The 22,370-nt window shown below is 67.1% G+C and carries 16 protein-coding genes and 1 pseudogene; 7 read left to right on the plus strand and 10 right to left on the minus strand.

Annotated features, from left to right (window positions below; all coding sequences use genetic code 11):
• Positions 1-86: 86 nt before the first annotated feature.
• From ACTMVF_RS30330 to ACTMVF_RS30340, 3 genes are all read left to right on the plus strand, one after another.
• On the plus strand, positions 87-4,607 hold the full coding sequence (locus ACTMVF_RS30330; protein WP_441274295.1) for a toxin glutamine deamidase domain-containing protein: 4,521 nt from the start codon (positions 87-89) through the stop codon (positions 4,605-4,607).
• Positions 4,608-4,615: 8 nt separating this feature from the next.
• Positions 4,616-6,793 (plus strand): SUKH-4 family immunity protein, encoded by a 2,178-nt coding sequence (locus ACTMVF_RS30335; protein WP_441274296.1) that lies wholly within the window; start codon positions 4,616-4,618, stop codon positions 6,791-6,793.
• A 498-nt stretch (positions 6,794-7,291) separates the two neighbouring features.
• Entirely contained in the window at positions 7,292-9,349 is a 2,058-nt protein-coding gene (locus ACTMVF_RS30340) for an SUKH-4 family immunity protein (protein WP_441274297.1), read from the plus strand.
• A gap of 497 nt (positions 9,350-9,846) precedes the next feature.
• Here the strand turns inward: ACTMVF_RS30340 and ACTMVF_RS30345 are convergent, their stop codons facing one another.
• Both ACTMVF_RS30345 and ACTMVF_RS30350 read right to left on the minus strand, forming a co-directional pair.
• The gene (locus tag ACTMVF_RS30345) at positions 9,847-10,095 is read right to left on the minus strand and encodes a hypothetical protein (protein ID WP_441274298.1); all 249 of its coding nucleotides are present in this window, start codon (positions 10,093-10,095) and stop codon (positions 9,847-9,849) included.
• Between the two features lie 625 nt (positions 10,096-10,720).
• Positions 10,721-10,831, minus strand: a pseudogene (locus ACTMVF_RS30350) (IS5/IS1182 family transposase); the annotation flags it as partial.
• Between the two features lie 620 nt (positions 10,832-11,451).
• Here ACTMVF_RS30350 and ACTMVF_RS30355 point away from each other — a divergent pair.
• A complete protein-coding gene (locus ACTMVF_RS30355; protein WP_441274299.1) occupies positions 11,452-12,318 on the plus strand; it encodes a GNAT family N-acetyltransferase in 867 nt (288 codons plus the stop codon).
• Between the two features lie 285 nt (positions 12,319-12,603).
• Here ACTMVF_RS30355 and ACTMVF_RS30360 read toward each other — a convergent pair whose 3' ends face one another.
• Entirely contained in the window at positions 12,604-13,086 is a 483-nt protein-coding gene (locus tag ACTMVF_RS30360) for a hypothetical protein (protein ID WP_441274300.1), read from the minus strand.
• 846 nt (positions 13,087-13,932) lie between these two features.
• On the opposite strand from ACTMVF_RS30360, the gene ACTMVF_RS30365 reads away from it, so the two are divergent.
• A complete protein-coding gene (locus tag ACTMVF_RS30365; protein WP_441274301.1) occupies positions 13,933-14,457 on the plus strand; it encodes a hypothetical protein in 525 nt (174 codons plus the stop codon).
• Between the two features lie 117 nt (positions 14,458-14,574).
• Here ACTMVF_RS30365 and ACTMVF_RS30370 read toward each other — a convergent pair whose 3' ends face one another.
• The 5 genes from ACTMVF_RS30370 to ACTMVF_RS30390 form a co-directional block, all read right to left on the minus strand.
• On the minus strand, positions 14,575-14,979 hold the full coding sequence (locus ACTMVF_RS30370) for a hypothetical protein (protein WP_441274302.1): 405 nt from the start codon (positions 14,977-14,979) through the stop codon (positions 14,575-14,577).
• Positions 14,980-15,055: 76 nt separating this feature from the next.
• The gene (locus ACTMVF_RS30375) at positions 15,056-15,247 is read right to left on the minus strand and encodes a hypothetical protein (RefSeq protein ID WP_441274303.1); all 192 of its coding nucleotides are present in this window, start codon (positions 15,245-15,247) and stop codon (positions 15,056-15,058) included.
• 397 nt (positions 15,248-15,644) lie between these two features.
• Positions 15,645-16,034 carry a hypothetical protein gene (locus ACTMVF_RS30380; RefSeq protein ID WP_441274304.1) on the minus strand — a complete coding sequence of 130 codons (390 nt, stop codon included), beginning with the start codon at positions 16,032-16,034 and terminating at the stop codon, positions 15,645-15,647.
• A 73-nt stretch (positions 16,035-16,107) separates the two neighbouring features.
• Positions 16,108-17,292: a PE-PGRS family protein gene (locus tag ACTMVF_RS30385; protein WP_441274305.1), complete on the minus strand. Its 1,185-nt coding sequence runs from the start codon at positions 17,290-17,292 to the stop codon at positions 16,108-16,110.
• A 20-nt stretch (positions 17,293-17,312) separates the two neighbouring features.
• The gene (locus ACTMVF_RS30390; RefSeq protein ID WP_441274306.1) at positions 17,313-17,639 is read right to left on the minus strand and encodes a hypothetical protein; all 327 of its coding nucleotides are present in this window, start codon (positions 17,637-17,639) and stop codon (positions 17,313-17,315) included.
• Positions 17,640-17,847: 208 nt separating this feature from the next.
• Here ACTMVF_RS30390 and ACTMVF_RS30395 point away from each other — a divergent pair, with 208 nt between their 5' ends.
• Positions 17,848-18,351, plus strand: a complete 504-nt coding sequence (locus tag ACTMVF_RS30395) for a hypothetical protein (RefSeq protein ID WP_441274307.1) — start codon at positions 17,848-17,850, stop codon at positions 18,349-18,351.
• Between the two features lie 35 nt (positions 18,352-18,386).
• Complete coding sequence (locus ACTMVF_RS30400) at positions 18,387-18,971, plus strand: hypothetical protein (RefSeq protein ID WP_441274308.1); 585 nt, start codon at positions 18,387-18,389, stop codon at positions 18,969-18,971.
• A gap of 165 nt (positions 18,972-19,136) precedes the next feature.
• Here the strand turns inward: ACTMVF_RS30400 and ACTMVF_RS30405 are convergent, their stop codons facing one another.
• Together ACTMVF_RS30405 and ACTMVF_RS30410 are read right to left on the minus strand one after the other, a co-directional pair.
• The gene (locus ACTMVF_RS30405) at positions 19,137-20,690 is read right to left on the minus strand and encodes an outer membrane protein assembly factor BamB family protein (protein WP_441274309.1); all 1,554 of its coding nucleotides are present in this window, start codon (positions 20,688-20,690) and stop codon (positions 19,137-19,139) included.
• Positions 20,691-20,791: 101 nt separating this feature from the next.
• Positions 20,792-22,276, minus strand: coding sequence for a hypothetical protein (locus ACTMVF_RS30410; protein ID WP_441274310.1), 1,485 nt, complete (start codon positions 22,274-22,276; stop codon positions 20,792-20,794).
• Positions 22,277-22,370 lie beyond the last annotated feature (94 nt).

Genomic DNA, 22,370 nt, shown 5'->3' on the forward strand with positions numbered 1-22,370 from the left:
ACGGCTGTACTCCTGTGTGATTTCCCTTGGCTGGTGAGGGATGTGTACGGCCGTGCTGTCTGACGGGGGTGCTTTCTGCTGTGGCGATGATGTTGCCGGACGAGCTCGAGTGGGTTCTCCAGATGCTCGGCTACAAGTGGCCGACTGCGAACGAGGACAAGCTCAGAGACTGCGCCACCGTGTGGCGGGAGTTCGGCGAGAAGGTCAACGAGCTCCACACCAAAGCGAACAGCAGCGCCCGCCAGGTCACGGCCCACAACGCCGGTGAATCGATCGACAAGTTCACCAAGACCTACGAGAAGTTCGACGGTGGCGGCGGTAACGACGGCTACCTGCGCAGCGCCGCCGAGGCCGCGTTCCTCATCGCGAACGTTCTGGAAGCCTGCGCCTACCTCGTCGAGTTCGCCAAATGGGCCGTCATCGCCCAGCTGATCGCCCTGGCCATCCAGATCGCCGCCGCCGCTGCCGCCGCACCCTTCACCTTCGGTCTGTCCTCGGTAGCGGGAATGGGCGCCACCCAGGCCGCCCGCCTGATCGTCCGACGCCTCCTCGACGAGCTCAAACAAGCCATGTTCGAGGCGCTCATCGAGATGATGAAGGAACCCGCGATCTCTGCGGTCGAGGCGATGATCAGCGACCTCATCCGCCAGACCGTGAACGTCGGCTTCGGCGCCCAGGAAGGCTACGACGTCGGCGCCACCCTCAAGGCCGGCGGCGAGGCAGGCCTCGACGCCCTCAGGCAGAGCCCGCAGACCTTCGCCGAAGGCGTCCGCGACAGCCTGGGCCAGAAGGCGGGCAGCCGGGCGCGGCACGCGGTCGACAGCCGGATCGACGGGTACGACTTCGGTTCGGGGCCGTCGGGCAGCGACATCGGCAGCGAGTCCGGGTCGGGAAGTTCCAACTCCTCGTCCTCGGATTCCTCTTCCACGGACTCTTCGTCTTCCGACTCGTCTTCCTCCAACTCGTCATCCTCCGACTCCAGTTCGTCGGGGTCGGACTCCTCCACCTCGACGCGTACCGGCAACGGCATCCCCGGCGCGAACATAGGCAACGGCATATCCGCCGACACAGGCGGCAACGACATCCCCGCACCCAACATCGGCGCGGGCCCCGACTCCGGCTCCGGGCCGGGCTCCGACTCCGGGAACACGTCCTCCTCGGACACCCCGTACTCCAGGCCGACGCCATCCACCGGGCCTTCCCTGTCGGACTTCGACGACCCCTCGTCCGGCGGTCCGTCGTCCAACGGCTCCGACTCCAACGGCTCGTCCGGCACTCCGAGCACGTCCGGCCCCTCGCATTCGGGCGGCGGCTCCCCCGTCTCCGGCCTGTCGTCCCCGAGCCCGCAGTCCACGCCCACGTCCGGCGCTCCGTCGTCGGGCGGTACGTCGTCCTCGCCGGGCGGCGGCTCGATCGGCACCCAGATCGACGGCTTGGCCGCCAGCGCGCCCACGCAGTCCAACGCGGCGCCGACGCCGACGGCCGCCGACCCCTCCCCCGCCGGAACCGGGGGCCGCTCGGACGGCGGCTCGGGCATGCCGACATCGCCTACGGCGCCTTCCGCCGGGACTGCCACTCCGGGCACGCACCACGCCCCGAGCGCTGCAGGCGGTACCCCGACCGCGACGAGCCCAACACCCAACTCGGGCCCGGCAAGGACTCCTTCCGCCGGGTCCCCCAGTACGCCCTCCGCCACAGGGACGGGGCCCGCCTCCACTCCGAGCCCCACGTCTCCCACGGCACCTCGCAGTACGCCTGCCTCGACGCCGGACGGGCGAGCTCCGGGGACGGGGGACAGCCGTACGCCAGGCACGCCTACACAGAGCACGCCGGATGGTCGAATACCGACCCAGCGCCCCGGGAGTGCGATCCCGGGCGACGGCAGCACGCCACGGAACACTCCCGGTGCGACGCCGGGGGACGGCAGCACACCGCGCAACACCCCCGGCACGACCCCGGGCGACCGCACTCCGCCCCGCAACAACCCCGGGACCACAACACCGGGCGACGGCACCACGCCCCGCAACTCCACGGACTCGACCGGCGGCAGCCGTACCAACACCCCGGGCCAGAACCCGAGTACGACCACCCCGAACCAGAACCCGTCCCAGGCGACTCCCTCCAAGACCGCATCGCCGTCCACGAGCAGTCCGACGACGACGCCTTCCACGACGCCCGCTACATCGACCGGCGCCGGATCCGGGCACACGTCGACACCCAGCAGCGGGACGCCGAGTTCCTCGACGCCGAGCAACAGCACGCCGAACTCGTCGACCCAGCCCGGCCCTGCCGCTCAGGGCACGCCCGGCCACCCCAACCAGCCGAGCGCTGGGGCCACCCCGAACAGGCCGCCCCAGCAACCCGCGGGCAGCACGCCGAACACCCCGAACCAGCCGGGCTCGCAGCCCAACAACCAGCAGCCCCCGGCGAACACCCCGAACCAACAACAGCAGCCCCAGGTCATCCCGGTACCGGTCCATCACGTGACCCCGACACCGAGCAACCAGCCTGGGCAGTCCACCCCACGGACCCCGGACTCCGCCCCTCACAGCCCCAACCAGCAGGACTCCTCGGACAACCCGAAGCCGAAGGAGACCCCGACCCCGGCCTCACAGACCCGCAACACCAACCCCCCGGGCGGTGTCACCGACCCCACCCGGGCGGAACAGGACGCCCTGGAGAACTCGGTCCCCCGAGACGAGAACGGCGACCCGACCCGTCCGCCGGACCCGGCGGACGGCCCTTGGGTGGAGCGCATCAACGGCGAGGGCAGGGACGCACCGGGCCGCAACAACAACTGTGTCGACGTCGCCCTGTCCACGGTGGACACCTACGCGGGCAACCCCACGGCAGCGGCCAGCCGTACGCCCGACCTGGACGCCGACGGCAACCCCTCGGACCGCGGCGAGAAGGGCGGCCGCGACCGCATCGAGAACACGCTGGGCGCCCGCTTCAGCGACATGGGCAACGGTCGCGACGCCTTCAACCGCCTAGAGAACACCCTCCGCAACAGCGGCCACGGTTCGCAGGCCGTGATCATCACGCAGGACGCCAACGGGCGGGCGCACGCGTGGAACGCCGTCAACCACAACGGCAAGATCACATACATCGACGCCCAGACTGGGCAGCAGAGTTCGAAGCCGCTGCACAGTGGGGACAACGGGGTCTTCGCGATTCCGCTGGACGGGAACAGGCAGCCGGTCTCGCCCGACGGTGGACCCACGGGTGACCACTCCCGGCCGGACAGCACCGACCAGGCCGACCGCCAGACCCCCGCCACTCCTGCCGGGGCCGACCGAAGGCCGCCGGAGGATCCGGCAGGCGCAGATCCGAAGAAAGACGACCAGAATCTGCCCGACGACCCGACTCGGGAAGAGCGCAACAAGTCGCTACCCAAACCCGAGGACAGGTCTGAAGAGCATCAAAACCTTCCTCCGGACTCACCCCAACAGGCGGTACGCAACTACCCGAGCGACGACCAGCACGAGCACAAGGACCACGATCCGGACGCTCCGAATGGCCTGAAGGTCCACCGCATCGGGCTGGACCCGGTGCACGACAGTCTCAGGAACTGGGCGGACGAAGGCCGTCTGACGCCCCTCCTGCAGAGGGCTGCGGACCGGATGGACGCGTACAACCAGGCCCGTGAGAACGGCGACACGGACCTGCCGGCCACCGCGTTCACGCGACAGGAACTGGAAGACGCTCTGGGTGACGACTTCCGTCAGATGAACGACGGGCAGCGGTACGCCGTAGTCGCCTCGCTCGCCCGGCTCAGTCTCGGATACCACGAGAGCCAGGGAGTGGGACACAACCCCGAGCACGACCGGGACGGCCGGCCCTACGCGGACTCCAAGCGCTCCGACGGTACGGCCGACGTGGCCGCCGACAACGATCGGGCTCGCAGCGCGGAGGCCCGGGACGAGGCCAACGCGAAATTCCCCAAGATGTACCGCTCGGATCCGGAGACCAACAAGAACATCTCCGAACTCCATCATCGAGTCAGCGGACAGAAGAAAGCCAATCCAAGCAACGACAACGTAAATGCCCTCATCGACGCCTTGGGTCCTCATAAACCAGACTTCTCCGGCAAGAACTATGCCGTCATCGAAGTGGTGGACAACAACGGAAACAGCACCTTCGTCGTCGACTCCTCGGTCCCGGCGGACAACAGCGGTGTCAGTCCCCGGCACTCGGAAAAGCATCTCCTCGACTGGTTCGACAGGACGAACTCCGGCCCGGACGGCAAGAAGTACCGGATGGCAGGCCTCTACACGGAGCGTGAACCATGCGGTTCCGGGCAGGGCCACGCCGATTGTTCGACACGACTGCGTACGCACCCTGAATTCAAGGACGGAAAGGTGCCCGTTTACTACAGCACCACCTACCGGACCGATCCCGACGGCGTGGCTGCCCGCGACGCGGAGCGCACAAAGTTGAAGAGCCAGCAGGAGAAGAGCGGGCTGACTGACCAGCAGATCGCCACCAGGGTGAAGAAGATACGCACCCAGAACGAACGAGCGATGCAGGCCGAGATGGACGACCACCTCTCAGTCATCGGATCGGTTTGGGCGAAGGCTATGCTGCACGTCGATCCGCCGCAGTAGGGAACCCCATGTCCGAGACCTCCCCAGACCCCCGCCGCTTCACTCCGGCCCAGGCAGTCGCACAGGTACGAGACTGGTGGGGCGACGGCACTCCCAAGAAGAAGCGCTTGGACATCGTCAGCCTCACCGACGCCACAAGCATCCTTCGGGAAGTGCACCGGCACATCCCCCAAAGCGTGCTGCTCGATGCCACGGAAGCCGATGCGGAAGGCGTGTTCCGAAACGCTCTCAGGCTCATCGGGGTGCCCGATGACAAGGCGCAGCACTGGGCCTGGCGCCAGGCCGCCCGCCGACAAGGGGATGGCAAGCTGGTTCTGATCGCGCACGCGGGCCGGGCTGGGCTCACCCGCAGGTCCGCCCAGCCGGTTCTCGTTCGCGACCATGCGGCGGAGAGTCTCGCCCTCGCCGGACCGAGCGTTGTGGTCGGTACACTGCCATCGGTTCTTGATACGTCACCGTACTCCAGGCCCTCGCTCTGGCTGGACGACACCTCGCCGGACGACGACCCGCAGAACGCACCAGGGGCCGCAGTCGTGACCGCCTCGCAATCCCTGCAACTGCGCGCGCTGGCCCTGTCCGAGCCGCGACGTGTGCCCTGGGAAGCGTGGAGTGAGTTGGCCCGGGCCGCCGGAGCTCCGGACTACGACGAGGCGGCACTGCACGAGCTTGCCGACCGTTTCCCCGAACTCGTCACCGTGACCGAGACGGAAGTCTCGTTCGCCGACGAGGCCGTGGCCGAAGCACTGCGTCATGAGACGCCGGCAGAGTTGAGCAAGCAGGTGAACAGCCACATGGCCCGGTGGCTGCGAGGGCTGGCTCCCCGGCTGCGACATCCGGACGGCTGGGCCGCAACCGGTCCGCTGGGTCGTTACGCCGCGCATGGTCTGGCCATGCATGTGGTGCAAACGGGCGAGTTCGACGAGTTGCTGCGAGAAGGCGGCGTACTCGCCAACCTCCCGCAAAACGCCCTCTTGGACGCTGCCCACTGCGCGTATGACGGTTCGGTGCCCGGTTCCAACGCGGCTGCCGACGCGGTGTACTTGTGGATGCACGGGGTAGCGGCGACGGATCAGGGTGAGTGGGCGGCCTGGCTGCACCTGATGGCCATGGCGCGTAACGACACCGAGCTGTGCGCCGGCATCGAACAGTCCGGCGTACGTCTCCCCTGGAAGGCCCGTTGGACACACTGGCGCCCACCGGGCGGATACGACCCGGCGTACCTCCAACCCGGTCCGGTCTCCACGCTGTTCGAGGTGCGATGGCGCGATCGCCCGGCGGTGGCCGCGAAGGCCGAGGACGGCGGAGTACGTGTGTGGGACGCCGAGACCGCGGAGCTCGTGGCGGGCCCTTGGTTCGATGAGGACTTCCCGGACGAAGCCGCAACTGCGCTGGCCTGGCCGGAGGCGACAGGCCGGACCGGACCGGCCTCTCGCAGTGAACTCCTGGCCCACGACGACTGCGAGGACGGGGCCGACGGCGACCTCCTGCCTGTTTCACTGCGTCTAGGCAACCTGACGGTGTTCGCCGGCCCCGGAGGCGTCCTCGCCGTGGAGGGCTCCGATACGAACGCGGAGCACGTGCTCAGGCCACTGCGCGGGGCGCCGCTTCTCGGCTCACTCACCGCCGCAGGCCCCACCCTGCCCAAGAACGCACCCACGACGACCGCGGCCGACTTGGCAAAGCTCTTCCCCAGGGCCACGGTTCTGCGTACCCGACAGGAAAGTCTGCCGGCCGGACTGACCGATGAGACCGCGCGGCGGGTACTCATCGACATCGGCCTTCCCGTCATGGACGAAATGGGAATCAGGCTGGAGCCCGAGTACGAAAGATTCCTGTGGGAACTTTCCTGGACAAAGAACATCGAACAGCCCGCGGAGCACGGCCCGTTCTTCCAGATCGGCTTGTGGATGGGCGCCGAGATTGTGATCGACGGCCCCTCCGGGCACGTCCTGCGCATGCCGCGTACCGCCGACGAGAGCGGACTCGACGGCTTTCTCGTCGCAACGTCCCTCGACCGCTTCCTGGCCATGGTCACGCGGTGGATCACCGGACGTCGCATTCTCGGGACGCTGGAGAACCAGGACGAAGACCATCTGTTCCGGCAGCACATCGAAGATGCCGTCTGGGAAATCGACGCGGCCGGCTCCCAGGCCGAGGTATGGACGTACGCACTGCACAACGACTGACGCACAATCCGCGCAGGCAGAGGCCCAGCAGGCCTCGCGTGATGCTGATCGGCCCTCGAAGCGGGGCCGCCTCAGCTGCTCACGGATACGGGCCTGTTCGTTGATGCCTACCCCTATCACTCGGGGCGGCTGCCGAGTCAGTGTCGGCCGACGCGCCGGGGGCACCCACCCTCCCGCCCTCACATATCTGCAAACGTCTCCACTGCCCGCCCGCAATGACCGAGAACGCCCGAGTACGCCACGGCTGCTGAGCGTGATGCGTGTCTGCCATCCATGGCCTGGCATGAGCATCGGGCCAAGCGAGACATTGAATTGAGGACCAGGTGGAGCCCCGTGAGCAGGCCTTGGAACGGGCCCAGACGTGGCTTGCGGCGCCACCGAACCGGGGGCAACCCGCTCTGACAATCCGCGGCACGGCCGACTCGGGCAAGACCGAGTTCCTTCGGGGCAAACCCTGGCCGATGGCGGGAACACGCGAACACTGAAGCGAGGAATCGAGTGGAACTGACACCCGAGCGGGCACTCGAGCAGGCCGAAGCCTGGCTGGCAGAACCCCATCGCCTCTACCGAACCCTCGCCGTCCGGGGTGGAGCGGGGTCCGGGAAGACGGCCTTGCTCGATGAACTGGCAGCCATGATTCCGGATGCCGTCCATGTCGATTGCCAGGGCAAGACCGCGGATGATGTCGCCCATCACCTCCTCCACGCCTGGGGCGTCTCCGACTCTCCGGCCTCACTCGTTGCCGGAGCCCAACGCATTCGGAGTGGCAGCGTCGCGCTGCTCAGCAACGTGCAATGGGCCGGTGAATTCGTGACCTCGAGTGAAGCAAGTCGGATCAGCCAGCGCATGGTCCGTACGCTCAAGCAATTCTCGCGACCAACCTTGCAGTTCGTGGTCGAGAGTTCCGCCGACAAACCGTGGGTGCCGGCACCCACCCGAAATGACATCGTCCTGGCCTCGCCGCGCGGCGGGGAGACCCGGTCCGGGGAATGGCTGGACATCCTCACCCGGCACCCTGCCGTCCGGGCTCTGGCGGCAGCAGAACGGCGCACGATCCCTCTCCCTGTCTGGGGGGAGCTGTGCCGATGCCTGGGCATTCAGGTCTCGTCCGGTGAACTCGCCGAACTCGCGGAATCCCTCTCGGATCGCCTGCTCATCACCGAAATCCCCGGCTCGGGCAGGGAGTGCGGATTTCAAGCCGAATCGGATCGGCATCGGATCAGACTGCTCCGCCCCGTCGATCACGGCAGGCTGCTCTCCGCACTCCTGGAGCCGTTGAAGGCACACGGTGCGACAGCCTGGGAGAACGTCGGCCCCACCGGTGCCTATGCGGCGCGAGCCGCGGCGCTCCATGCTGCACATGCAGGTCTCCTGGAGACCCTGCTGGCTGATGGTCAGGCCCTTGCGAATCTCGATGCGACGGGGCTGTTGCAGGGCATGGCCGCGACCTGGCCCCGCGGGATTCCGCAGGGCGGCCTTGCCATCGATGCCCACTATCTCGAGCAACTGGGGCTCGCGGCCGCACCACATGCGGAGTGGGTAGCGTGGCTGCATCATTCCGCGCTCAATCGGGGGGATGAATCGCTGGCCCGGTCGATCATCGCCGACTCCGGGGTCGAACTCCCGTGGAAAACCGTCTGGACCAGGTGCCGACCGTTCGGCACCTTCGGACGGTCGGAAGAGCCCGAGGACACGCTGGCGGACCAGCTGTCGGAGGACGCCCCTGGAACTCGAGACTTTCCGGAACTCGCCGAGAGCGGTTCCTGGCGCCTCCGTGCAGTCGGACCACCGGTGCGCCACATCTTCGACGGGCGCCTGGGCGCATCTCGCCCCTTCAGGTCCAAAGCCGTGTCGGATACGGAGTGGCTGATGTCAGGCCCCACCGGCCCATTCGTCGTGGACGTGACAACCACATCGAGGGAACAACCTCACCTGGAGGCGCCGCCGGAACCGTTTGTCGGCCCCGTCACCGAGGCGGCCCTCTGGCGCTGTCCTGCACAAGCCGTGGCACGGAACGCTCCCACTCGGTCATGGCTGGAGAGCTCGTTCGGGCAAGGTACGTGCCGGGTCCTTTCAGAAGGCGAACTGCCATCAGGTCTGAGCGATTCGGATAGTCGACAGTTCCTGACCGGCGTCGGTTGGCCCTACTTGACGGACCAACTGCCCTTCGTTCGCACGGCCGACCTGGCGAAGACCGGGCTGGTGGAAGTCCCATGGCCTGATGACGCGGATCCTCCGGAGAGCGAGGGCCCCTTCTACTCTCTGGCCGAGTGGACCGGCGGTAACGTGCTGCTCGACGGCGGTACCGGTGCTGTCGTCCAGGACTACAGCACCGGATACAGCTCGTTGACCTTGGCCACGAGTCTTCGCCATTTCTGCACCCTTCTCCGCCTGTACCACGAATTGCTGACAAGCCCCTTCCATACGCCCGCCGAACGCGCAGATGCCCGCCGCAGCTTGTGGCAGTGGGCGGAAGACATCGACTCGGCGACCGAGGACGCGGACCACTGGGAGCACGTCCTCGACGGAGATCTGGATTCCTGGGGCACCGAGTAGGGCCGGGACGCTCCCTCTGCTCGCCGCGCTGTGCACTCCAGTGGCCTGGTCCCCTGCCAGGCTGGGCGCTGGCGAGAAGACGAAATATGATCACCTGCTGCAAGCCACTGCTGGGGACAGGATCTGCTCAACTTCCTCAGTCTCAGCACCTACAAACCTCGCAGGCACCGGCTTCGCCGAGCACAGTCGAGCAACCGGGACTTGGCGAACGTCGGGGCCTGTCGGGGTGTGCGCAGCACGGGTCCTTGGGCTCCATGCCATCCATGTGGGCATGCTCAACGACATGCCGAGTGACGGCCGCGTCCTGGCAAACCTAGTCGTCTATGGCCCCGGATACCGCATGGGCGAACTCACACCCGCAGAAATGCAGAAGCTCAACGAGGATCCGAAGTTCCAGGCCATGTCGGACGAGCAGAAGGCGAAGGAGATCGAGAATCGCCCAAAGGACGCCGCCGAAGTCGGCCCTCCTGACGGGCCTGCACGACGACCTGCCCGATTCACTGGTCCTGGACTGCCGTGGCCTGACCGCAGAGGAAGTACTCGACCGGCTTCTCACCCACTTCGGCCTCGAAGTCAGGCAGCGCCCCCTGCGGGATCCATTGGAGGATGCGCTCACGGGGATGCGCACAGGGGGCATTGTGCTCCTGGCCAACGTGCAATGGGCAGGCCGCCTCTTCTCCTCGCCGGACAAGGCATACGGCATCCAGCGTGTCGCCGCGCAGTTCAGTCGCCGGGGGCAGGACCATGTGCTGCCCGTCCTCGAACTCGGCGGGCCCAGCGGCCCAGCGCGGGCCGACGGTGCGGAACGAGATCCTGTTGGAAGCGGATGTCGATGGGTCCCGACCCTGCCGCCCTGCTCACGGGGCACCCGGCGTTGCGCGCTCTGGCAGCGGCCGAGTTGCGTGAAATCCCCCTTCAGGTTTGGGCATTCCTGGACACCGGGCTAGGTCGACGGAGCACAGAGGACGACCTGCGCCGCAGAAGGAGATTGACCCCGAAGCCGCCGCATCGTCCAACTGGCAAGCAGCACTGGGCGGATACCTGGACGACCCGGAATCGCTGTGACACGAGCGCCGGAGCCGCACCGGAACCCCGGTCACAGATCACCGAGAGGCATCGACATGCGCGGGACCACACCTGACGAGAGGCCATAGAGCAGGTCGAAGGCTGGCTGGCGACGCCTCATCGCTTGGATCCCATACTCGCGATCCGCGGGCGGCTGGGTAGGTAAGACCAAGTTGCTTCGGGAACTCTCCGAACGAATGCCGCACGCTGTTTACTTGGACTGTCAGCGTCTGGAGGTAGGTGACATCGCCCGGCATCTCCTGCGGGAGTGGGGTGTCGCACACGAGGGGCACTGACCGAGCATTTTCAGCGGTGCCGCTCCAGGGTGAGGACGGCTGCGGTGATTTGACGGCATCGATCGGGGCTGCACCGGGCTCGGCGGAAGATCCGCCAGGACTTCAGCCGGTCCCCACCCCGCTGGGTCAGCGACAGCTCGCCGCTGGGCGGGCGCCTGACCGGTGTGGCCACCCACCCTGACGGCGATTTGCGCAGCAGGTCGTTGGTACGCGCTATGCAGGTGGGGGCGGGCTGACGGCGAAGGGCCCCTCGGCGCCGCGGCGGTGCGGCTGGGGGGCCGCAGGTTGTTCGCCGAAGGGGTCGTCCCGCCAGAGGTCGCCCCGCCAGTTGCGGGTCAGCTCGAAGGCGGCCTACTAGTGGCGGCAGGCTGGGCGGGAGGGCGGGGCCGAGGCGTTGGCTCTCCTGGGGCGCGAGCAGGCAGTGCTGCAAGCTGTCGCCGCAGTGTCGGGAGAAGTCGGCCGGCTACCTGGAGCAGGGGCCGGCCACGCACGGCTGGGACCAAGGCCAGGTGTGGACCGGGGCACGGGTGGTGACGCTGATCGGACGGAAACGGGCGGCCTGCGGCGGCTGTTCGTCGCGCTCGTGCGCAACCGACTCAAGCGCCTCCACTACCGACCGAAGTCCTCGACGGCTTCCTCTCCGGGACCGGACTCGCCATCGACCTCCCGCCACCATCGCCCTGAAGCGCTTGGTCAGTTAATCGGTTGCACCCCGCCGAGACGGGGTGTCAGATCCAGGCTATGACGATTGCGCTGAGTACGCCGACGGCCGACGGGGTGCGCGAGGCTGTGGCGGCGCTGCGGGAGTGGCAGCACGACGAAGCGCCGATGCAGCTGCATCCCGGGGACATCGGCTGGAACTACCGGTTCGGAACGGCCGAGACGGCCGCAGCGGTGCGGACCTGGAGCCGGGACGGACGGATCCTCGCTGTCGGGATACTGGATTCGCCGACGCTGGTGCGGATGACGGTCGCTCCCGACGCTTTCCAGGACGAGGACTTGGCGCGGCGGCTCGTCGAGGACTTCTCGCTGCCTGAGCGCGGCGTGCTGCCGGAAGGAGCGGTGTCCATCGAGGCGCCGCAAGGCCTGCTGCTCCACGACCTGTTGACCAAAGAGGGCTGGGGCGTCGACGAGCCCTGGACGCCGCTCTTCCGCGACCTCGCCGAAGCGGTGGAGGACCCCGGCGTGTGGATCAAGGCGATCGGTCTGGAGCAGGCACAGGACTTCGCCGACGTCCTGCGGTCCGCGTTCAACACCACGAGGCCCACGCGCGAGTACCGGCACGAGATGTCCGCGGCACCGTTCTACACCGACGCCCGATGCCTGGGTGCTTACGACGACCAGGGCAACCCCGCAGCGGTGGTGACGGTCTGGTCGGCCGGCCCGGGAAAGCCGGGACTGGTCGAGCCGATGGGCGTCCATGCGGACCACCGCCGCCGCGGATATGGCCGGGCGATCACCCTCGCCGGGGCGGCCGCACTGCAGGAGATGGGCTCGTCGAGTGTGCGCGTGTGCACACCGAGCTCCAACGTCGGCGGCGTCGCGACGTACAAGGCGGCCGGGTTCACGGCGAGGCCGGAGATCGCCGACCGGATCCGGAAGGTCTGACGTCGAGGTCTCCGGGCGTTCTCACCATGCCGCAGCACCTCGTACGGCGGCCGTGCGCGGAAGAGCCTCGTGTGGCCGCCGTACGAGGTGCTCTGCTCTCGACTCGATCGAACATCCGCTGCTCCAACTCCGAGGGAGTCCGGCCGACGAGGACGGTTCCATCCGTCATCCGCATAGCGCATAGCGCCTAGCGCCTAGCGCCTAGCGCTTAGCAACGACGTACTGCGCAAATGACCGCCCGTCAGCCGTACAAACCGGCCCACCACCTCTAAGCGCCGAAATCCGTTAAACCAACATGGAGTTCACCAGGACACAGGCACCACAACCAAGCAGGCCACCGAACAGCAGGACGAGGCCGGTGATGAACGTCCCGCGCCCCCTGGGGCGGTTCCCGCGACGGAACGCGGCGCTCAGTGGGAAGGTCGCCACTCCGAACATGGCGGCGGCGACACACCAGAACCGAACGCCCTCGACGTACAACGACGTGAAGGTGCCGCGGTTGAAATACCCCGTGCCGTACCCCACCGCCTGGACCTTCTCACCCCTGTCCAGGTCCTCACCGGGCTCGAAGTCCTCCGCCCTGGAGCGGACTTGGCCATCGTTGGAACGGAAGGTGCCGGAGCACTCCACGTCGTTCCCGATGTCGTCCTTGCCGCAACGGGCGATGGTGATCGTCCCTTCCATGCCGTCGGACACCTTCCTGGGGCCTTGCTCGTAGCCGGACCCGACGAGGACCAGGCCGAAGAGCAAGAAGAAAACGCCCACCATTCCGGCGCCTATACGGCTGCCGACGCCCCGTTTCGCAGCAACGGGGCCGGCGTCCGGGCCTCCCGTTCCGGCCTTCCGCAGGTTCGGCCCACCACTCGCGTCCGTCTTCAATGCTGTCTTCAATGCCGCCCCGTTCCCCTACTTGGTGCTCATGCACCGACTGGCTCAGAGGATCGTGACGAGGTCGGTTCATGCAGGTCAAGCGTCCCAGCAGTCGCTCCACAGCAACCGCCACGGCCGTTCACGCGTCGGAACAGGGCGTGATCCACATCTCGGAGAGTCCCGACTCTCGCACAGCCCGACTGCTCGAGGTCTGGAGCCGGGTCCAGGCCGACACCAGCCCCAAAGCCGCCCATCCCGTCGTACTCGACGGCGCATGCAGCGTCCTGGCTGACCCCAATGGCGAGACACGACATGTAGGGGTGGCCGGACTCGCGGAGAGGGTGCCGTACAGCGGGGAGTGGTGACGCGGTCGAGGGACCGTTCCGGCTGCCGATCCGCTCGGCGCCCTTCACGCGGCCCGCTCCGGCTCCGACGACCCCCTCCTGATCTCACTGATAGCTTGCTGCTCCAGACCGTTCACTCCGTGGGAAGTCAATGAGCCAGCCGCCGTTCCAACCACCACCGCAGCCTTCGCAGCCACCGCAGGCTCCCAACAACCCCTACGCGCAGCCCGCCCCGCCGCAGCAGCCCCCGGGGTTCGGTCAGCCTCCGGCTCCCGGTCAGCCCCCCATGCCGGCGGGACAGCCGCCGATACAGGCCGGGCCACCGCCTGCCCTCGGCCAGCCCCCGATGTACCCGGGGACGCCGCCCGTCCCTGGACCGGGACAGCCGCCGGGGCAACCGATGTACGGCATGCACGCCGCGCCGCCGTTCCAGGCACCCCCCTTCGGGCAGCGGCCGAACGCGAGCGGTAATCCGGTGGGAGCGGTCTTCCTCGGATTCTTCGTGTCGGTCGTCGTCTCGCTGCTCTACAGCGGTCTCAACCTGGTCACGTACAAGGACCAGTCGTACGTGGTGGGCAACGCGCTCTATCTGGGCCACGCGCTGCTCAACGGAGCGATTGTCGGCTTCCTGGTCGGCAAGGTGGGGCACCGGAGCAACGGCGCCTGGATCGGCGGGGCCGTCATCGCCATGCTCGGCGCGTTCTTCGGCTACACCAATGCCATCGTGCTCATGATCGCCGAGGACAGCGGGGGCGGCACCGTCTGGGACATGGTGAGGTACGACCCCTCCTGGCCGGCCGAACTCTGGTGGACCGACAACACCAACGGCGGCGTCGACTGGTTCTCCCTGCTCGGCCTCGTGCTCGCCGCGGCCGCCGCCTGGGGCCTCGCCTACCTCGTCGGTAACAAGCGCCGTCAGGCGTGACTTCTCGTCAGGTGCCGGTCCGGGCGTCCACCGCCTGGTGCCCGGTCGGTAGCTGAACCCCTGCCGTCACGGCCGCCGTCAGTCGACCGCATTCGGCCCGCCTTCCGCCGACCCGCCTCAACGAAAAGCGGGGCTGTCGCCGAGGCCCGCCAACGCTCCCCCGATACAGGTGACCATCATCGCCCAGCGGGTGTAGCCGATCCTGGCGAGCACGAAACCCCAACCGCCGAGGGCCACACCCATGGCATACGTGGCGACCCAGACGCCGAGCGCATCGCCCTGACCGAGGCGTACGCCGATCAGGACCAGACAGACGACGGCGACCGCCCCCGCGAACGCCGCGTACATCCCACGCGCCTGCCGCGCCTCGCGCCGCCGCTCCTCCTTGGGCTCCGGTAGGCCCTGAGCCTGGAACCGCGCCCTGAGTTCGTCCGCACTCGCCCCAGGACCCGGACCGGAAGACAGCGGCTGCCCGCCCGTCTCGTCCAACCTGTTCGCCGCGTTACCGCCATGCGTTGTCATGGGAGCCGAGCCTAGCGACCGAGCCCGCCGGCACCGTCGTACCCCCCAACCGATCACGCCAAGCACGCCACTTGCGTTACGAGCCCTCGATGTACGCCAGCCCGAGCATCAACGGCAGTGAAATGAAGGCGAGTCCGAACGCCGTAGCCGACATCCCCGTACGAATTTCCCGTCTGGCGCAGATCCCCAGGTAAGCAGCGACCAGCGGGAGAACGGCCGTCACCAGAAAGCTGAAGCGCCAGCCCTCATCTCCGATGAGGAAGACCATGAGGCCTCAACAGGCTGGAACGGACGCGATGCTCAAGTAGCACGAGCGCGTGAGGAACCGCTCCAGGTCGTCGACCCCGCCGAGAAACCCCATTGATCCTGACCGCCTTCTCCACTACACCCGTTCATGGCCGCGGACATGACCATTCCGAGCGCTCTGCGCGCTATCGCGAACCTGTCGAACGCCTCGGCCTCCTCGCCTCACATCTGCAGCAGGTTGACCAGCCGAAGACGAACAGCGCGGCGTATCCGGACCGGCGTGAAACTACCAACACGCGTGTCAACGCATCAACACACGACCGGTCCGGGGTCCTCGGGCGGACGCCGCCCTTCGTAGGACAGAAGGCCTCCGAACCGACGCCAGTGCATGACCGGCCTGCCGCGCATCCCATTGCGCCTCAGCGCTGCCCCGCCCGCCCACCCCGCCCGGAGTCGTGCACCGGCGCATCCCGCTCGGCACGCTCGCGATCCAGCTCCGCCTGCTGCCGCGCGTCCCACTGCTCGAACTGGGCCTTGGACTGCTGGCGTTCCGCGTATGTCTGGTCGTCGGCCGCCCGGCGGATCTCGTGCATCCGCTGGAACACGGCCTCGGTGTAGCGCGGGTCCTGGAAGGCGTCCTTGATGTCGACGCTCCCGCTCAGCACGGCCCGCGCCATCTCGCGCAGGTCCGGGCCGAGCGAGGTCGCGTCGGCGATCGTGCGCAGGGAGCGGCGCAGCCGCAGGGCCTGCTCGGAGTCCTGGGCGATCCCCATGAGTTCCTCGTCCTGGATCTCCCGGTCCGCGGTCATGGGTGCGGCGTGTCCTTCTCATTGGGAGTTGGTGGGGCCGGCTTCGGTGGGGGCAGCTGGAGCGACGGCGGCGTCATCCGAACTCGCTTCGGGCCCAGTCGTCCGCGCCGCCTGAGGAGCCGGAGGAGCGGGAGGAGCGGGAGGAACCGGAGCTCGCCGCGGAGGCAGTAGCCGCCAGCCTGTTGGATGCCTGCGTGGTGCCTGAAGAGCCGGCACCCGCCCCGGAGCCGGAGCCGGAGCCCGCCCCGGATGCGGTGGCCGCCGCCGCGTCGGCCCCCTGCGCGCTCTGGGCACCATGTCCGGCCAGCGCGTCGACGCCGTGCTGTACGCGGTCCCCGGCCGCTCCGGTGACACGCTCGGTCGCGGCGTCCACGGCGTTGTTCACGTGCGTGGTCGGATTCACGTAGTCGGCGAGGGTCGATCCCTCACCGCCGGTGACCTCGTTCTTGAGGCCGTCCACGTACTCGCCCGCCGCCGTCTTGGCAACGTCCGCCGTCTCGCCGAGGTCGACACCGGACCGCGCGTCGAAGTAAGTCTCGATGCTCTGCTGGCCGATGTTCTGCGCCATTCCGACGGCGGCCTCGGTGGCCTTCTCCTTGGCGGCGTCGACCACCTTCTCCTGGACGAACTGCTTGCCCTGCTCCTTGAGCTGGTCCTTGGCGAACTGCTTGACCTTCTCCTTGGTGACCTTCTCGAGCTGCTCCTTGGCCATCTTCTTGATGGCGTCCATGGTGGCGTGCTCCATGGCCTTGGTGACCGCCTCCATGACCTCCCGCTTGAGCCGGTCCAGCAGCTCGCGGACGATCAGCCGCGTGGCCTGTGTCGCGCCCAACGCCCCGACCTCGGACAGTCCGAAGGTGAAGGGAGCCGCGGCCTGCGCCGCGATGATCTCGATGGCCAGCGCCACGAGTTGGGCGATCACGGCCAGCTTCGCCGTGAGTACCGCCACCGCCGCCGCGTCGAAAGCGAGAGCGATCACTTCGCATGCGGTCTTGGCGTCCGGCAGATATCTGTCCTCGCCATTCGCGCCGGTGTAGGCACCCCAGTCCTTGCTGAAACCATCGACAGCCGTACCGAAGTTGTGGGAGACGACGGTGCGGGCGAGACCTTCGCCCTGCCGCTGGATCTCTTCGAGTTCCTCGCCGAAAGCCCGCCAGGTCTCGGCGACATTGTGCAGTGCTTCTTCGTCGGCCTCGGGCCAGTTGTAGCCGAGGAGGTCGAGCACCCAGACAAGCTCGCCGGGCAGTGTGAGCGACATGCCAATAGCCCCGTATTTTATTAGAGTTCGCCGGAAATACCGTTCAGCAGGCCATTGTTCGACGCTTCCGACGCATCGTAGTTACGTGCCATGTCCTGCAGGTTGTAACCGACCTTCTGAAGCCTTTCCGCAAGGCTGTTCATCGATGTGAGGATTCCGTCGCGGATCGGCGTGTACACCTGGCCGAAGATCTCCCCGAAATCCGCGTCCGCCCATGGCTCACCAAGGTCTTCAAGGTTGCCCTTGAGTCGCTTGGACGCGGTTGAGAAATCACCACCGAGGTCGACGAACTTCCCGCCCTGCTTGCGGAGTACACCCGTGTCCACATCGAAGATGTCGAACTCCATTGCGCTCCCCCGAACTCCCCTTGCTGCACTTCATATTGAACGACAGACGGATACCTTAGACTCCTCGCGCACTACCCTGCCAAGCCCGCCAGTCAAGAGATCGTCAAGTTAAGCAAGGGGACGACAAAAAGTGGTGACAGTACAGTCGCGTCACAGCGACACAGGGAGCCTGTGGGCGGGAAGACTCCTCGGCCTGGGGTTGCTCCTGTTGGCCGCAGTCGTCGCCGCGGTGACCATTCCGGAACTGCGCAGTGAACTCGCCGGAGAGGGCACCGCCGGAACCCTCACCGTTTCTTCATGCGAGACACACACGAAGACCCATTACGGCACGCACAGACGTTCCACCGAACTGAAGTTCAGTTGCACCGGAAACTGGAGCGCAGAAGAAGGTAAGGCCGCCTACAAAGACGTAGTGGTGGAAACCTCATCGCGTTTCGAAACGGGGGCGAAAATCCCCGTGGTTCAGGTGGACCACACCTTCGAGCAACCGCAGGACCGCGACCCCGGAGACGACGCCGCCATCCTCGCGTTCTGCCTCTCCTTGCTGACCTTCGGCATCTACTGCCTCCTGACCGGCTTCGGTACCCGCAACGGCCCCGGCTTCACGGCTTCTTGGCAGCGTCTGCCGGCCCGGTCCGTCACCGGCCCCGTCCTGGGCGGCCTCTGCGCCCTGGGCGTCCTGGCAGCGCTCGTCTGCGCCCTCGTGCTGTGACAGCCGGCCACATCCCCATCCCTGAGGAACCCTCAATGACACAAGTACACGGGAACGCCGCGCCGAACACCGCCGAACCGCAAGACCGGGCGGGCCTCGGCCGCCTCATCGGCGCGGGCCTGATCCTCGTAGGCGTCGTCCTGATGGCCCTGGGCGCCTACCTCGGCCCCTACACCTACGCCACGTCCACACCGGGCAAGCTCACCGTCGAGACCTGCACCGTCGACTACAAGTACCGCTCGAGCACGTCGAGCAGCTCCCGCAAGAAGACCAAGACCAGGTGGTGCTACGGCACCTTCACCGCCAACGACGGCTCCGTGAAGGACCTCAACGCCGAGCTCAAGAGCGATGCCCTGCACCAGCGCGGCTACGTCATCGAGGCGCTCAAGACGGGCGACACCTCGTACAAGCTGGACCGCGGCTGGGTCGGCGCCATCGCCACCGGCTGCGCGTGGTTCTTCGGTGGCCTGATGCCCCTCGCGATCGGCTGCTTCGGGGTCGTGACCGGCTTCTCCTCCGGGCGGGCGCCGAGCTCGGGGCTGTTTCGGACCTGTTTGGTGCTGGTCGTGGTGGGCGTGATCGGATTGCTTGTCAGCCTGTTGGTGGGGTTCTTCGCTTGACCTTCGCGTCACCTTCGCGTGACAGAAGCCTTGGCGTTGATCCCGAACGGCACTCGGCGGCATGGCGGACCATGAAGGTCTGCCATGCCGCCGAGTTGCTGTTGCTGCTGGTGTTGGTGCCGGAGTTGGTGCCGGAGTTAGGGCCGGCCGGCGTTTCTTAGGTATCTAGGAATCAGTCGTGGGCAATGCCGCGAGGGAGAAGGAATCCCCACTGATGCCGGCACCGACCGAGGTGACGTAGATCACGCCCTTGTGCCAGAACGGCCACGCACCGATGCCCGTGTTCGTGTCCACCTCTTCCGGATATTCGACGAGTGTCGTCATCGCACCGTCCTCCGGGTTGAACTCCACCAGCTTCGGCCTCTCCGTGGACTCGGTGACGTACACCAACAGACGCTCGTCACCGGTCTCGCGGAGTGGGATGTACTCCATCTTGGGTGATGCCTTCGACCGCCACAGCTCCTTTCCGCTGTCGAGGTCGTAGGCGACCAGCGACCTGGGGCTGCCGGCGCCCCCGTCCGGGTCATAGCCGCCCATGAGGAAGATGTTTCCGAAACCTGCGGCCTGACGCATCGGACTGCCGTTGTCCTCAGCGCTCCGAGTGTATTTCTCCGGCTTTCCTTGGAATTTGCCGCCGCGCTTTTCGCCGGTCTTCTCGTCGAGCGCATATACGCCGCCTTCATCGCCACTGATGACGAGAGGAGAAGTGGAAACGACCTGCCCTGCCGTACCGTCGGCAAATTGCTTGGTCCACTTGGCCCTGCCACTGGCGGGGTCGATCAGCGACACCTCGTCCCAGGCCTTGTCGCTGGTGTCGTCGCCCTCGGTGCAAGCGCGTACCCGGATCAGATTCTTGCCGCCGGTGTACGAACCGGCTGAGCAGCCACCGTCGTGATACAGGTCCTGTGTATTCCAGACCTTGCTGCCGTCCTCCAGCCGCATCGGGTCCCAGGCCTTACTGCCGTCGGCCACCTTCAGCGCCACGTGCTCCGTATCCGCCGCGATCACCACGGCCTCGCCGGAACGAGCCACCGTCAGCCCGTCACCCATGCCGAACTCGTCCTTCACCTTGAAGGCCCGCTTCCAAAGCACCTTGCCGGAGTTGAGGTCGAAGGCGGCAACATGGTCGCACTTACCCCTAGCCCCAGCCGTTGCCGAAGCGCCATAGGCAACGATGCCGACTCCGCCGTCGGATTCAGAAGGAGCCAAGCACGCCTGCTGACCCGCGCCCGGCAGCGCTGTGGCCCAAAGCTGCTTACCGGTGTCGAGCTCGTAGGCCTTCACACCACCGGACAGCGTCTGTACGACTGCCTTGTCCGTGAACCAGGTGCCGTCCACCTCCTGCTCCCTCAGGCCCCAGCTGACGTCCGTCGGCACGCTGTACAGCGGCTCGGTGGCAGCGTTCGCCATCAGGTACCACGCGCCCCCGCCGGCCCCACCGAGCACGACGAGTGCGACGACGAGCAGCACGATCAGCCCGGTCTTCTTCTTCCTCGGCGGTCCAGCCGGGACGGGCCCCCCGGGGAACTGCTGCGGATGGCCCGGCTGGCCGTAGCCCGGCTGGGGGGCCATCGGATACTGCGGGGGCCCCGGCTGTTGGGGGTAGCCGTAACCAGGCTGCCCCGGAGGCGCGGCGGGCGGCGGCTGCTGCGGATGGCCGTACGCCTGCTGCGGATGGCCGTATCCCTGCGGGGGCGGGTTGCCCTGCTGCGGTGGCACGGGGGGCTCCTGCGGCGGAGGGTACTGCTGCCCGTAGGGGCCGGGACCGGGACCAGGGCCGGGACCGGGACCGGTACCCGGCATGGGTCCGTTGGCGCTCATCAGATGTTGCTCCTGACGTACTGGGCCCACGCGGCCTCGAATTCGCTCTCGTTCATGCCAACTGCCGTCTGCAGCTGCTGATCGAGGTTGGTGGGCTTCCTGTAATGGTCTACGACAAACTCGAAGAGCGCTTCCTCGCCGCCCTTCTCCGCGATGAAGCGGATGGCCAGATAGCTGAGGGAGTAGTTCGCGCCCACGGAGCTGTTCTGCAGTTCGAAGTCCTGGCCGGGCAGTTGGCCATCGAACTCCTCGCCCGCGAGATCACTACGTACGCTCGCGTCGCCCATGGCCCGGTCGAACCGGTAGGAAACGTACTCTGCAAACCCTTCGACGACCCACGCCCGAATGCTCGTTTCCTCATCCTGGCCGTATGCGCCGGGGTCCTGCGGCTGAACGAGGGCGTGCGCGATCTCATGCCGGGAGATGTCTCCGACGCCCCTCTGCCACCAGGACGAAGTGAATCGGCCCGTCGAGGTGTCCATCTTGATGCGGGCGCCACCGTATTCGAGGGCGTCCTCGCCGCCGCCGTAACTAGCGTTGAAGGCGGGCATGGGAACGCTCTGTCCTGCATCCCACCCCACGTCCTGACCGTTGTTGTTGTACAGCTTTGTGTACGTCTTGCGGTCGGGCTCGAGTACGACGAGAAAACCCTCAGGAGTGTTGGGAACCGACGACGCATTCGATGCCCACAACTCGAGATCCTTCTTAGCGCTGTCCTCGACAATCGGCGCGAACCGGCTGGCGTCCGCAGCGTTCTTCTTGGCCGCGATCGTAATGGTGTGCGCCTGACGCTTGACGTACATGTCGTCGTAGAGATCCCAAGGGGCCGGATAGTAGACGGCGTTGGCCATGGCACTCGCGCCCGGCGATCCGCCCACCTCACTGATCTGCGGCTCAGCCGACTCGGACTGCTTCTCAACGGTCCACCGATACCACTCGGAGACCGGCCGAACATCAATGCCCTTGATCTGATGCACAAAGGCGACATCCAGCGCGAGCTTCACATCGGAACCCCACTCGTCCGAGCCGTCGCCCGTCTGCTGGAGCACCATGTACTTGCTCTCCGTGAAGGGAATCTTCCGCAGATTCTTGAAGATCGCGCGCTGCTTGTCCTTTGCCTCACCGACGAAGGGCTCCAGGAACTCGTCCTCGTCCCCGCTCTTCAGGGCGTCCGTACGGCCGTTGAGCAACGTCGCGATCTCGTCCGAGCTCAGGATCTGCTGTTTCTCGTCGTCACCACCCTGGGCCCCGGGCAGCGAGCCCCCGCCGACAGCCTGGTACACAGCCAGCCCGCCCACCGCGAAGACGGCCACCACAGCCAGGACCAGCAGACCGATGACGACGCCCTTGAGCCCCTTGCCCCCGCCGGAGTTGCCAGGCGGCGGAGGTGGTGGCGGCGGTGGCTGATACCACCCTTGCTGCTGGACCGGTGCCCCGTACGGGCCGGTATTCCCCGGCCCTCCCGGCGGCGTCGAATAGGACATGACAACCTCTCACGCGGACATACTGATGAGGGGCACGATGCGGTCCGGCCGCACGCGGCAGAGGCCTGGGTGACTCACCCAGGCCTCAATGAGC

The sequence above is a fragment of the Streptomyces sp. SD31 genome (genome assembly GCF_052068475.1).
Taxonomy (GTDB): Bacteria; Actinomycetota; Actinomycetes; order Streptomycetales; family Streptomycetaceae; genus Streptomyces.

What these genes read in the sequence shown, in the direction of transcription:
- ACTMVF_RS30330 (WP_441274295.1), top strand. Translation starts at nt 87, where the DNA reads ATGATGTTGCCGGACGAGCTCGAGTGGGTTCTCCAGATGCTCGGCTAC.
- ACTMVF_RS30335 (WP_441274296.1), top strand. Translation starts at nt 4,616, where the DNA reads ATGTCCGAGACCTCCCCAGACCCCCGCCGCTTCACTCCGGCCCAGGCA.
- ACTMVF_RS30345 (WP_441274298.1), bottom strand. Translation starts at nt 10,095, where the DNA reads ATGGTCCTGCCCCCGGCGACTGAACTGCGCGGCGACACGCTGGATGCC.
- ACTMVF_RS30355 (WP_441274299.1), top strand. Translation starts at nt 11,452, where the DNA reads ATGACGATTGCGCTGAGTACGCCGACGGCCGACGGGGTGCGCGAGGCT.
- ACTMVF_RS30360 (WP_441274300.1), bottom strand. Translation starts at nt 13,086, where the DNA reads ATGGTGGGCGTTTTCTTCTTGCTCTTCGGCCTGGTCCTCGTCGGGTCC.
- ACTMVF_RS30365 (WP_441274301.1), top strand. Translation starts at nt 13,933, where the DNA reads ATGTACGGCATGCACGCCGCGCCGCCGTTCCAGGCACCCCCCTTCGGG.
- ACTMVF_RS30370 (WP_441274302.1), bottom strand. Translation starts at nt 14,979, where the DNA reads ATGACAACGCATGGCGGTAACGCGGCGAACAGGTTGGACGAGACGGGC.
- ACTMVF_RS30375 (WP_441274303.1), bottom strand. Translation starts at nt 15,247, where the DNA reads ATGGTCTTCCTCATCGGAGATGAGGGCTGGCGCTTCAGCTTTCTGGTG.
- ACTMVF_RS30380 (WP_441274304.1), bottom strand. Translation starts at nt 16,034, where the DNA reads ATGACCGCGGACCGGGAGATCCAGGACGAGGAACTCATGGGGATCGCC.
- ACTMVF_RS30385 (WP_441274305.1), bottom strand. Translation starts at nt 17,292, where the DNA reads ATGTCGCTCACACTGCCCGGCGAGCTTGTCTGGGTGCTCGACCTCCTC.
- ACTMVF_RS30390 (WP_441274306.1), bottom strand. Translation starts at nt 17,639, where the DNA reads ATGGAGTTCGACATCTTCGATGTGGACACGGGTGTACTCCGCAAGCAG.
- ACTMVF_RS30400 (WP_441274308.1), top strand. Translation starts at nt 18,387, where the DNA reads ATGACACAAGTACACGGGAACGCCGCGCCGAACACCGCCGAACCGCAA.
- ACTMVF_RS30410 (WP_441274310.1), bottom strand. Translation starts at nt 22,276, where the DNA reads ATGTCCTATTCGACGCCGCCGGGAGGGCCGGGGAATACCGGCCCGTAC.